Source organism: Algoriphagus chordae, from assembly GCF_003254055.1.
GTDB classification, from domain to species: Bacteria; Bacteroidota; Bacteroidia; order Cytophagales; family Cyclobacteriaceae; genus Algoriphagus; species Algoriphagus chordae.
In genome coordinates, this window is record NZ_QKZT01000007.1 from 56,069 (window position 1) to 69,314 (window position 13,246).

Below are 13,246 nucleotides of genomic sequence, written 5' to 3' on the forward strand. Positions count from 1 at the left end.
CCTGCTAGGCCCCTGGATCCCAATCCACAGGAGGATCAAATACTGAACCCTCGACCTGTCTACAATCATCAGCAATGATTCCCACATTCTGCCTGAAATCCAGTTCCGCTCCATTTATATAAACTCGTTGGGAAGTTTCTCCTGCTGCGATGAAATAACCAAGGACTACCTCATCTGGATTATCCAAGCTTATCATATTCCCACGAATATTCGCAGGAGGGGGATCAAAGACCGAACCGCTGATCTCAGTTTGTTGCTTCACCAAGCGTAGAAATCGATAAGCCTCAGCGCTAATACTGAGCTGTCGCAAATCCACACGATATGTATTCACAAATCGTAACCCATCATCAAGAATAAACCCAGCTTTGATCCTGGTACTCAAACCATTGAAATTATCATCATTTGCAATAAAAAATGAGCTATTTCCAGTCGTTTCTGATTTGTAACATACCGCACAGCAGTCTTTCGGTGCTGGAGACATAGTTTCACGATCTACATAGAGATCTGGTCTAGTTTCCAACACATAGGTGGCAGGGCTATTTCTCCAGAAGTAAAAGTTATTTTCCTCTGCTGGATCATCTATATCCACGATAAAACTCACCCCCGAAGCATCGTTTATTTCTCCTTCTACCGGAATTCGTTCTGATTGGTAAGTCAAATTTCTGATTGGGGGGACATTGTTGACTTTTTCGGGAAATGAACTGTAAACCTTCCCATCTGTAAGCTGTATTTGCAAGGTGTAAGACCTACCTACAATAGCTGAAAAACTCGCAGGACTCTGATAATCACCACGATTTTCGAGATTTTCAGAGAGATAAGTAACATTCCCAAGTTCATCTCTCACGATTACGGTGGCTCCAGTGACAGGCCGTATCAACCCTTCAAACACAGATCCATAGGTAGCTCCTCTCGTCAAGCGGACAGTATGTGGCCCCGCAGCGCTGGTAATAGTACCCTCGATGGTCAAAATCTGCGGACCTTCAGCCACAGTCACTTCATAAGGATCTATGCAAGAAACCTGAACCAACAACAGTAAATAAATCAGTCTTTTATACATAGCTCAAAACTTAATCGCATAACTAATACTAGGAAGAGGCACGCCCAAAATAGCAAGTCTCATAGCCTGAGGAGGCGAACCAAATTCATCCACAAAGAAAAGTGAGAATGGATTTTTCCTGCCGTAAACATTTATGATTGAGAAGGTCCAGTCTCCATCAAAGAACCTTCCTTCACCATTGAGTTTGAAGTTGACCGCCAAATCCAATCGGTGAAAATCTGGAAGTCTCTGCTCATTTCTTCGATTGAAGTAAGCCAAGGAGTTTCCTGAGTAGTTAAACTTCGCTTCCGGATAAGTGATTGGCCTTCCCGTGCTATAGCCGAAAGTGGCAGATACAGACAAATTAGTACTCACTTTATAATTACCTATTACACTAAACTCATTTGGCTTATCATAATTGGATGGGTACCAATCCCCCCCATTAATGATTTCCTCCTCATAGGGAGTAAGCACCCTTCTGAGGCTACGCGAATAAGTGTAGGATATCCAACCGGTCAATCGCCCTAAGTTTTTCTTCACATACAATTCAACACCATAAGCCTTCCCTTGTGCTGGTACCAATTCCGTCTCGATATGATTCTGCATGATCAGATTGGCTCCATCCTTATACTCCACTACATTTTGAATGTCTTTATAATACACTTCGATTGAGGTTTCGAAAATATTCCCTTTGAAGTTGTTGTAATAGCCCAAGGAATACTGATCTACTATCTGTGGTTCAAGAAAAGCATCACTCAACTTCCAAATATCTGTGGGTGCTATAGTTGCTGTATTGGAAATCAGGTGGATGAACTGATACATTCTATTGTAGCCTACTTTGATCGAGCTGTTTTTGGAAAAGGAATAACGCAAGGAGCCCCTAGGTCCCAAACCATTGTAATTAGCGATCTGCTCGCCATCTCCATAGCTAGTCTCGCCAATGGCCGTTCCATCCGAAATCGGCTGGTTCTCCGCATAATCCCTGACAATTCGAGGCCCTAAGTATTGGTACATATCGTAACGCAATCCATAAGACATCCCAAATTTCTCCCCCAACTCAAACTCCTGCTGAAAATACAGGCCGGATTCCCGTCCATATTCATCTTGGACTTTATCTGGTAAAACCCCCTCATCAGGCCCAGTTGGAATCAATTCTCCAGGTTGCAACTTCATCTGCTTGAAATCTCCTCCAAAACTCACTTTATTGGTCTCAGAAAATTGATAGCTCATAAATAGCTTTGCTCCATAATCTTGAATGCCAGAATTGAGATCAAAATCATTGATACCTGAGCGATTGAAAATACTGTAATCGTACTGCGTGTAGTATCCTAATGCTTCTAGGCTGAGTTTCTCTGACAAAACGCTTTTCCACTGCAAGGAATGGCTGGTATTGGCCCAAGAAACGGTCGTATCTGAAGCAAAAGAAAAGTCATCGTAACTGCGATAGAAACTGTATGTAAATTCATTTTTATCAGAAATCGGAGCCGAAATAATCAGATTCCCATCATAAAAATTAGTATTGGAATTCTTCAAATCTGGATTGCTCATGGCATGCAAAAACCAATTGATATAAGACCCCCGAATCCCACCGAGTATGGAAACCTTGTCTTTGACAATCGGGCCATTGATAGACAGTTTTCCGGAGACATTGCTCAGCATTACATCCGCTCCCCATTTTGAAACACTTCCGGCCTTTGGCACAATATCCAAAATCGAAGAGCCTCTACCGCCATAGCGAGATGGAATCACAGATTTGTACAGCGTAACGTCATTCACCACATCAGCATTGAAGGAGGTAAATAAACCAAACAAGTGCGTAGGATTGTAAATCGGAGCGCCTAAGAATTGTATCAAATTTTGATCTGCTCCTCCTCCACGAACATTGAGCCCTGCCGAAGCTTCCCCCACCTGACTCACCCCAGGCAAGGTCGCCATAGAACGAATAATATCTACCTCACCCAAAAAAGGTGGCAGCTCCTTGATCGTATTCATACTAAGCGTAATCGCCCCCATATCGGTAGAACGGATGTTTTTCTCCGGATCTCTACCAAATATCACCACATCATCTAGCTGAAAATCCTCCTGGAGCATTTTGATGGAAATCCTCCCATCTCCCACTGCCACTATCGGATAATCAATGGTTTCATAACCTACATATCGAAACTGAAGATTGTATTCTGCCCGGTCTAAAGTCAATTCGAATGTCCCGTTGTTATCGGTAATCATATTCAGGTTGGTCTCCGTCACAGTCACGGTGGCACCTACCAAGGCCTCTCCTGTGATTTCGTCGATGATTCTACCCGAAATCTTAAGCCCTTTGAGTTGTCCGACATCCCGACCTACCACCTCCTTTTTCACGGGTGTCTGAGCGAAGCCTAGCTGGGAAACAAACAGAAAAAGTAAGAGTAAATTTCTTCTCATAGGTTTTGGCTTAAATTCCGTTTGGATCAAATTGGTACAATTCCATCGGATATGGTCCGGCCAGAGAGATATCTGGAACTCTCATCATGTATAGAGATTCTCCTTGTACAAAACTCCCTACAGTGAAGCTTTGCGGAATTCCCGGAATCGCATTTTTTGATTTCCAGCTCATAGTATTCATATCAAGCTCCCAGAGATCAGTCGCTCTTCTATACAAGCCTACATAAGCCTTGGACCCGATCACATGTGCTATGCCATATCCTTGTCCCAAAGAACCTGGATAAGTCAGCCCAGTACTACTCCAAGAATCAGTCGCTGGATCGTATCTCCATAAAGCCGCAGAATCATCTACCACATAAGCTTTACCCTGATATTCAAAATGAGGGTTTGCTGCCCCAAATGCAACTGGGCTAGGACTTAGCGTTGTCCATTGTTTAGTAGCAGCAGCATATTTCCTTACGGCCAAAGAATCTCCTTCTTTGCTACCTACGACATACAAATTCTGATTCAGTTCGAAAGCCAGAGACTCCCTACTATCAAAGGTTAAATCTGCCAATTGCTGAAACCCTGAGGCACTTACTTTCCAAAAACCATAATTCATGGTATAAGGCCCCCTTCCCAATTTGGCCACTCCAGCACCAATGTAATTTGAAGTAGCAAAGGCATAATTCCGTGAAGTCCCCGGCCAATCAATTTTCTCCCAGGAAGATGTCGCTGGATTATATCGTTGAAATCCAGTGTAAAATTCATTCTTTGAGATATTGCCAAGACCTATATAGAAACCTGCCGAGTTCTGAAAGGAGACGTTATCGTAAAGTTTGACTTGTTCTGGAAATGTGCTTATTAGTTGGTAGGCACCAGTTTGATATTCGAATGGGGAGTCAAAGCTCAACAGCTTATCCTGAACCAGTACTTTGATGAAAACAGGGTCTGCAGAAGTTGCTGGAGGAATCTTAACGCTAAGCCTAGATTCAAATTCAATATTGAGTACCTCTGCTTCTACCTCATTGAAAAATACCCGAGTGTCCTTAGTGAAATTACGCCCCAGAATCGTCACCGTCTCAGTTGCCGAACCAAATGCAGGTAAAAAACTTTCCAGTCCTGGATTTAATGTGGACAATTCGATCACATTACCAAATTCCAGTCCTTTGCCAATATCCATAAAGGCTTTTACAAAATAGGAGCTCCCAATAGTTAACTCATCTATCAAGCCTACAAATCTCCCTGCACCTTCTTTTGTACCCAAAGAAATAACAATCGGCATAGAGAAACTCTCATCCTGGGACAGGTAAAAACCATGATCACTAGCTTTGACGGGTTGGTTTGCTATCAAGCGTCCCAAAAGCCGAACTTGCTCTCCGCTAGTATACAGAACCTCTTCGGTGACGAGAATGACACTTTCCTCCTCATCCTCTGTACAGGCCCATCCCAATAAGAGCATCGCTAGGATTCCTAGAGACAGAAATTTTCTCATTAATTAAGTTAGTTGACTACTTAGTCCAAAAATAGAAAAATAGATAGCAGAAACAACCACGAATAACTAATTCATAAAAAATATCTTGTAGAAACCATAGATTTCTGAACCCCTTTTTGGCAAAACCCCGACAAACAACTTATTCATTTGTCCAATATCACCCTACTATCAAAAACCCAACAAAAACCCCCTTACCAGATTTGCATAGCTTTCATGTGGGCTTCCATCTTCGTTTTTGATGAAAATGGCTGAAGTTTCTACCTCATTCTGATTTCTGGAAAAAGCACAAATCTCTCTTTGTATTCGCTTTCCAGGTTTGTCTTGCAGCGTGTATTTCACCCCTAGAAACAAGCCATGCTGCTCAGCTTCTTTCCGAAAATCCTGCATTTGTCTGGGAGGTAGAATAATCCAAAACTGTCCATCCTCTTTTAAAAGTTGAGCCACTTTCCCCAACAAATCCTCAAAAGAAAGCTCGTCCGTATGCAAAGCCATATTGCGCTGCATATCAGATGATTTCAAGTGATCAGGGAAATAGGGCGGGTTGCTGACGATAAGATCATAGTTCTGCTGAGCTGCGAAGTCCTGAAATCTCCCCTCCCAAAGCTGCATACGATCAGAAAAAGTACTTGAGCGAAAATTATCCAATGCTTGAGCTGCTGCTTCCGGATCTATCTCAACAGCCTGAACTCTGGCCAAAGGAAAACGCTGGGCAAGCATAAGAGCAATCACGCCTGTGCCAGTTCCTACATCCAAAATTTCTCTTGGCGACAAGGCCTTAGCCAAGGCCCCGAGCATCACAGCATCCGTGCTGATTTTCATCGCACAGCGATCCTGATTGACTCGAAAATGCTGAAACTGGAACCAGGTATTGGCCATCTAGGTACGAGGCTTACTAAAGAAACTCATATTGAATCTTGGCTTATCATCCATCACATTCAAATCATCCTCAGACACCCGCTTCACACTCTCAATGGTATAGAACGCCTTCTCATCTATACTTTTGACCTTAGCGACAAACTCCGTGAGGCTATCTCTTTTCATCACTGTAAATAACAGATTGACCTTACCAAAACGTCCTTCTCCGCCCACATTCGTAAAGCGAAAATCCCGCTCCTTCATATATTCAATCAGGTCAGGAAGTGGTTGTGGTGTAATCACTCTCACGAGCACCCTTCCAAGGGCTAGCTTCTCCTCAAAGTACATCCCCACATAAGTTCCCATCCCGAAGCCACCAGCATAGGCAACATAAGAAAGTGGATTGTTTATGTTTTGAAAAATCTGACCTATAGCAAGCAACCAAATAAAGGCTTCAAAAAAGCCCAAAACCGGAGCAATGTTCTTTTTCCCATTCATCATAAACATGATTCTCAGGGTATTGATAGACACATCTCCTACTCTCGCGCAGAAAATAAGTAAAGGCATGATTAGGTAATCGAACAATTGTTCGGAAACACCTAGGGTTTGAAAGAATTCTTGCATGAAATTCGGATTCAGTTTGGAGCCGCAAAACTACATTCTATTCCAGTGAGAGCGAAATAATATTTGGAATTAGATTTTACGATCTCTACCTGCTGCTATTCCAAAAATGGTAAATGCCAGTGCGAAGAATAACAAAAAGAAAATCAACACATTCCAGTTGTCAAAAAGATCCAGTGAAACCCCAAAAAGAAATGGTCCAAGTGCCGCCAAATAATAGCCAGAAGACTGCACCATAGCCGAAAGTTTGGCGGTAGTTTGATCCTCAGCAGTACGCAAAGCGATCAAGGTATAAGCAATACTCAAACTCGAGCCCATACACAGTCCCACCAATCCCAGCGAAACATAAGTCAGCAGTTCATTTTCTATAAATAATCCCAGATACCCCAGTACATAAGCTACTCCCACGGCCAACACCACTCCGCTCTGTTCCTTGAGTTTGATCAGGAAATTGGGGGCAAAATAAGATCCCAGCAGAGAAACTACCTGCATCATCGAAGACACAAAGCCCGCTTGGGACGGAGTCCAACCACGAAAAATCAGCATATCCGGCAACCAAGTCACCATAGTGAAATACATCACCGACTGGCATCCCATGAAAATGGTGATCTGCCAAGCCAATTTGGATTTCCATACATTTTTTGCAGGATCAGTGACCTCCTCGAGACTTGCCTTAGGTCGCTGTAGCTGTGGAATCCATACAATCATCGCCAGCACCATAAATATCGCCCAGAACGCCAAAGATCCTCTCCATCCAAAATCCCAATCCACTGCAATAGGCACACTCATACCTACTGCAATCGCCGCAAAAAGTGACATCATCGTCGCCAGCAAGGCGGTCATCAAACCCAGCTTCTCCGGCAGTCTGACTTTGATCAAAGGAATCAACAGCACATTGGCGATCACGATACCTATCCCTGTCAGTGCGGTACCGAAGAGCATCAATTCAATCCCTCCCAAGACACGAAGAATCACGCCGGCAGTCAAAATCGCAACTCCCAAAAACACGGCTCGCCCCATCCCCAGTCGCTTTCCTATGCCAGGAGCAAAAAGCGAAAAAGTCGCAAAAGTCAGTAAAGGAAGCGTCGTGAGAAATCCCGCCAAGCCATTAGACAAACCCAAGTCTTCACGGATAAATGGAATCAAGGGACCAACAGACGCTATCGAGGTGCGCAAATTGATCGAAACCAAGACAATTCCAGTGATAAGAAGTGATTGGGTGGAAAATGATTTAGTCAAGGCTGATTATAAAAATTAAAGAATACTAAGAATGAAATATTAGCGACTCATTAAGCTCAGTAAAACTAGGGAAATTTAAAGTGAATTAGTGACGCATTGGTAGACTTCTGGATTATTTGACTGAACAGTATGCTGGTCATCCCGAGCGGAGTCGAGGGAGGCTTCGACTTCACTACCAATGACAGATTGATTTGAGGACATCAAAAGCTGGTCAGTTCGAGTACCCGAGAGACGGGAGTCTAGAGGTTCGAGAACCTTTCGACTTCGAGACTCTCGTCTCTCAAGTGCTCAAGGTGACCATGGTTATGGTTCCAAACCAAATTACTGTCATTTCATTTTTGTATGTTCAAAGAATATTTAATACTCAGCCTGACATCACTTGAGACAACCTTCTTTGGTTCAAGTCTCAGGACTTGGACCCAGATCAATGAAGTCTTCAGACTTCTATTCGTCTGTGCATGCAGTGGCGCCGCCGCGAGAGACAAATTAACAGAACCTAAAACCTTCGAGGAGGTCCCGAAGTCTAGCGACGTTCGGGATAGTATCTCAAAGGTTATACCCCTTTCGCTGCGCCGCCGCGCCGTTGCGAGAGCCCCCCTTACAACTCACCCTTCTGCATCAACCCCAATTTCCTATTGATCTCCGAGATCTCGATTCCCACTTGCTGTAGCGTCAATGGCTCCTGCGGAAACTCATCACTCATATAGTATTCAAATTTCCAGATCTCACGAATTTCCTCAGCTGGAACTTGATAGGAGGTATAGACAGGATTGAGCGAGCGCAGCAAAAAGTTTCTTTCCTCGGCCTGAAAACTCAGCATCTTAAAACTGAGCCCTTCACTTGCCGTCACCACGATGCAGGGAGTTTCTTTGGCAAGTCGCCACTCAGATAAATAAGATCCGATCACATAGGCTCCATCTGCGATCGGTAGCATACTGTCTCCTTCAGTTTGGAACATGCGATATTTCTTGTCCTTTGGCAGATTGGGAAGATTGAAAACTGGTAGTGTGCTCAGATATTCTGGATCTCCGAAGCCTCCCAAGTAACCCGCTTTCGCTTTAATCGGGACAAGCTCTATGTTGTCCTCATTACTTGAACTCACGGTGGTGGCGAGAATCCGAACTTTCGAACCGCTCAGAAAGACATCATTGCCAGCTTCCAGATCCCGGATTTTCAACTCGCTGAGCTTCGAAAGATCCACCCGCAGCAGGGTATCCACACTCATCCTAAAGTAATCGGCACAGAGCAGCAAATCCTCGATAGCCGGCGACTTGCTATGCCCATTCTCATGTGCATTCAACTTAGCCCTGGTCATGCCAAGATTTTCAGCAAGCATGTCCTGACTCAATTTGCGTCGCTTTCTAAGAAATTTCAGATTGCTCGCCCAGAAAAAGCTTTGACTTCCCATTTTTATTCGATACAATTAATGACAATAAAATGATATTAATAGTATCAAATATAGCAAGTAATCTGAGAAATGGAAAGGCATATCGTGCATTTGGATTTGGACACGTTTTTTGTGTCCGTGGAGCGGTTGAAAAACGCTGCCCTCAAGGACAAGCCTGTCATCATCGGCGGCAGCTCCGATCGTGGGGTAGTAGCTTCCTGCAGTTACGAGGCACGGAAATTCGGTGTGCATTCGGCCATGCCCATGAAGTTGGCGCGGAGACTTTGCCCTTCGGCATTTTATATCAAAGGCGATCATGACAGCTACAGCCAGCAGTCCCGCTTGGTCACCGAAGTTATTCAAGAGCAAGTGCCGCTGATGGAGAAGGCTTCGATTGATGAGTTTTACATCGATATGACGGGAATGGACAGGTTTTTTGGTTGTGAGAAATTCACCAAAGAACTACGGGAAAGGATCGTCCGAGAATCTGGTTTGCCGATTTCCTGTGCTTTGGCAGTAAACAAATTGGTATCCAAAGTAGCCACCCATGACGCCAAGCCCAATGGGCAGAGGACTATTCCTTTTGGAAATGAAAAACCCTACCTCGCTCCTCTCCCGATCAGGAGAATGCCAGGCGTGGGCGAAAAAACCTCCACACTGCTGGAGCGCATGGGCGTGGAAAGCATCAAACTGCTCAGCGAGATTCCTCCACGGATGATGCAAAATCTCTTGGGAAAATCAGGAATCGACCTTTCCAGAAAAGCCAATGGAATCGACGAATCTCCAGTCATTCCTTACACCGAGCAGAAAAGCATAGGCACCGAAAACACCTTTGAATCGGACACCATCGACATGGCTTTTCTCAATAGCCAATTGGTACGGATGACGGAGAAAGTCGGCTTTGAACTTCGCCAAAAAAACAAACTCTGTGGCTGCATCACGGTGAAGCTTCGCTATGCCAATTTCGACACGGTCAGCCGGCAGTGCATTATATCTTACACCAGTTCGGACGAAGTACTGCTACAGCGAGCCAAGGAACTCTTTGCGAAGCTCTATGAAAAGAGAATGCTTGTGCGGCTGGTTGGTGTGAAAGTCTCTCATCTCGTGCAAGGTTGTCAGCAGATCGATCTTTTCCAAGACACCGAAGAAGGTGTGAGCCTGTACCAAGCCATCGACTGGATCAAAAACCGCTACGGCGAAAAAAGCCTCACCCGAGCCATCACCTTAACCCGCGCCTAAGATGTTTATTACTTGTAAAACCTGGTTTAGCTATCGCTACGGCACCTTCAGCACCGAGGCACTCGTGAATGCGGCAGCAGAGCGCGGCCTAACTTCCCTTGGCCTTACCAATATCAACAGCACGGCAGACATCTGGGATTTTGTGGATTTCTGTAGGGAAAAGAAAATCAAACCGCTCGTAGGGGCAGAAATCCACAATGCCGATGTTTTCTGCTATACTTTATTGGCTAAAAGTGATGCTGGATTACTGGAGATTAATCATTTTCTTTCGAAGCATTTGCAGGAAAAAAAAGATTTTCCTGAGCGCCCAACTTGCTTTTCGGAAGTGTTGATCATTTATCCTTTTGGGAGCTTAGCCGCACAAAATCTCAAAGAGTATGAATTCATCGGGGTATTGGCAAGCCAACTGAACCGCATCAAAAAACAGGAAGTGGAAGCCGCGCCCAAGAAATGGATCATCCGACATCCCGTGACTTTTCAGGACAAAACCGCTTTCAATATCCATCGGCTGCTTCGAGCCATCGGCAAGAATACGCTGATCAGTAAGTTGGGGGAAAAAGACTTTGCTTCTCCAGACGAAATGTTTGTACCGGAAGCAGCGCTGATGAGTGCTTTTCGGAATTTCCCCGGCATGATCAGCAATACACTCCAACTGATCGATAGCTGTGAAATCAAAACAGAACTCCATACCGACAAGAACAAAAAGCACTACTCTGCAAGCAAGGAAGACGATAGGATTTTGCTGGAAAAACTCGCCATGGAAGGTCTGCAGTATCGCTACGGAAATAATCCTACAGCCAAAGCTCGGGTGATCAAAGAACTGAAGATCATCGATCAGCTAAATTTCAATGCCTATTTTCTGATCGTTTGGGATGTGATCCGCTATGCCCAAAACCGTGGCTTTTACTACGTAGGTCGAGGTAGCGGAGCCAATTCCATCGTGGCCTATTGTCTGAAAATAACGGATGTGGATCCCATCAAACTCGACCTCTACTTCGAGCGATTTCTGAATCCGCACCGGACCTCTCCACCAGATTTTGACATGGATTTCTCCTGGAAAGATCGGGATGAAGTCATCGATTACATTTTCAAGCGCTACGGCAAAGACCACGTGTCCCTACTCGGAATGTACAGTACCTTCCAGCGGAGAGCAGTCATCCGTGAACTGGGGAAGGTTTTTGGCCTGCCAAAAGAAGAAATCGACCAACTCGTGCGTGGCAAAGATCAGCCGATGAACGAGGACAAAATCCAGCGCACCATTCTGAAATACGGACAGCTGCTGGAGAATTTTCCCAATCATCATTCCATTCACCCTGGCGGGATGCTGATTTCGGAGAACCCCATCTATCAATACACGGTGAATGAAATGCCACCGAAGGGATTTTGCACCGCGCAGATCGACATGTTTTTGGCAGAGAAAATTGGCTTGTTCAAACTCGATATCCTCAGTCAGCGCGGACTCGGACATATCAAAGAAGCCATCCGACTGGTAAAGCAAAACAAGGGAATCGATATCGACATTCACCGAGTAGAGGAATTCATGAGCGACCCAAAAGTCGCCGCACAAATCCGGAAGGCGGATACCATCGGTTGTTTCTATATCGAAAGCCCAGCTATGCGGCAGCTCCTCACCAAACTGAAGTGTGACGATTACCTCACGCTGGTGGCGGCGAGTTCCATCATTCGCCCGGGCGTGTCACAGTCAGGCATGATGAAGCAGTACATCGAGCGCTTCCACGATCCTAAAAAAGTCGTATACCTCCATCCCAAAATGAAGGAACTGCTAGCAGAAACCTACGGCGTGATGGTCTATCAGGAAGATGTGATCAAGGTCGCGCATCACTTTGCCGGCTTGGACATGGGCGAGGCAGATATCCTGCGCCGAGCTATGTCCGGCAAGTATAGATCACATAACAAATTCAACGAAATCAGGGAAAAATTCTTCAAAAACTGCAAGGAAATTGGGCATGAAGAAACGGTAACCGCAGAAGTTTGGAGGCAAATGGAGTCCTTTGGTGGCTATTCATTTTCCAAGGCGCACTCGGCTTCTTTTGCCGTGGAAAGCTATCAGAGTCTGTACCTGAAGACCTATTTCCCCATGGAATTTATGGTGGCCGTGATCAATAATTTCGGAGGGTTTTACAGCACCGAATTTTACTTCCACGAGCTGAAGCGTACCGGAGCCAAAGTAAATCCGCCCTGCGTCAATCGCAGCGAATACCTCTCCAATATCCGCGGCGAAGAGGTCTTTGTAGGTTTGATCCATATACAGCAGTTGGAGAAAAAGCTCTGTGATTTCATTCTCGTAGAAAGGCAAGCCAATGGCGCTTACCTGAGTTTGGAGGATTTCATCGAGCGCACACATGCCGGGCCAGAGCAACTGAATATTCTGATCAGCGTGGGCGCATTTGGATTTACGGGTTTAGGGAAAAAGAAACTGCTCTGGAAAGCGAATTTCGCACAGAAGCATCTCAGTTCTATTCCTGATTCTCCCGCTCTTTTCAGAGAACCTCCCATGGACTTCACGCTACCGGATTTCCCGGATTACCCCCTCGAAGATGCGCTGGACGAGATCAATGTGCTGGGTTTTGCGCTTACGGATATGTTCAGACTATGTGCGCATGACGGCAGCGGAACCGTCTTCGCCGAGCAGCTTCCAAGCTTGCTGGGAAAAAATGTAGAAGTTCTTGGACAACTGGTCGTGACCAAAGATGTGCGAACCATCCATCGGGAGCACATGGCTTTTGGGACATTCCTAGACCCCAAAGGTGACTGGCTGGATACGGTGCATTTCCCTCCTTCGCTGAAGCGCTATCCATTTCAAGGCAAGGGTTTTTATAAAATGAGAGGCAGGGTCATGGAGGAATTTGGCACCTATGCGGTGGAGGTCAATTCGATGTGGAAAGTGGGGTTGAGGGGGAAGAAGGAGGTGGTGAGATCAACTATGTCACAATAACATGATATAATGTAGTCG

The 13,246-nt window shown here is 45.2% G+C and carries 9 protein-coding genes; 2 read left to right on the top strand and 7 right to left on the bottom strand.

Annotated features, from left to right (window positions below; all coding sequences use genetic code 11):
- Positions 1-4: 4 nt before the first annotated feature.
- From LV85_RS09170 to LV85_RS09200, 7 genes are all read right to left on the bottom strand, one after another.
- Entirely contained in the window at positions 5-1,057 is a 1,053-nt protein-coding gene (locus LV85_RS09170) for a DUF4249 domain-containing protein (RefSeq protein ID WP_111318590.1), read from the bottom strand.
- Positions 1,058-1,060: 3 nt separating this feature from the next.
- Positions 1,061-3,457 (bottom strand): TonB-dependent receptor, encoded by a 2,397-nt coding sequence (locus tag LV85_RS09175; protein ID WP_111318592.1) that lies wholly within the window; start codon positions 3,455-3,457, stop codon positions 1,061-1,063.
- A 10-nt stretch (positions 3,458-3,467) separates the two neighbouring features.
- The gene (locus tag LV85_RS09180; protein WP_111318594.1) at positions 3,468-4,931 is read right to left on the bottom strand and encodes an IPT/TIG domain-containing protein; all 1,464 of its coding nucleotides are present in this window, start codon (positions 4,929-4,931) and stop codon (positions 3,468-3,470) included.
- A gap of 168 nt (positions 4,932-5,099) precedes the next feature.
- Entirely contained in the window at positions 5,100-5,807 is a 708-nt protein-coding gene (locus LV85_RS09185) for a tRNA1(Val) (adenine(37)-N6)-methyltransferase (RefSeq protein ID WP_111318596.1), read from the bottom strand.
- The gene (locus LV85_RS09190; protein WP_111318598.1) at positions 5,808-6,410 is read right to left on the bottom strand and encodes a DUF2179 domain-containing protein; all 603 of its coding nucleotides are present in this window, start codon (positions 6,408-6,410) and stop codon (positions 5,808-5,810) included.
- Between the two features lie 69 nt (positions 6,411-6,479).
- Positions 6,480-7,646 (bottom strand): CynX/NimT family MFS transporter, encoded by a 1,167-nt coding sequence (locus tag LV85_RS09195; RefSeq protein ID WP_111318600.1) that lies wholly within the window; start codon positions 7,644-7,646, stop codon positions 6,480-6,482.
- A 598-nt stretch (positions 7,647-8,244) separates the two neighbouring features.
- Positions 8,245-9,054 carry an XRE family transcriptional regulator gene (locus LV85_RS09200; RefSeq protein ID WP_111318602.1) on the bottom strand — a complete coding sequence of 270 codons (810 nt, stop codon included), beginning with the start codon at positions 9,052-9,054 and terminating at the stop codon, positions 8,245-8,247.
- A 69-nt stretch (positions 9,055-9,123) separates the two neighbouring features.
- Between LV85_RS09200 and dinB the strand changes: the two genes are divergently transcribed.
- Both dinB and LV85_RS09210 read left to right on the top strand, forming a co-directional pair.
- Positions 9,124-10,272, top strand: a complete 1,149-nt coding sequence (gene dinB / locus LV85_RS09205; protein ID WP_111318604.1) for a DNA polymerase IV — start codon at positions 9,124-9,126, stop codon at positions 10,270-10,272.
- A 1-nt stretch (position 10,273) separates the two neighbouring features.
- A complete protein-coding gene (locus LV85_RS09210) occupies positions 10,274-13,228 on the top strand; it encodes a DNA polymerase III subunit alpha (RefSeq protein WP_111318606.1) in 2,955 nt (984 codons plus the stop codon).
- Positions 13,229-13,246 lie beyond the last annotated feature (18 nt).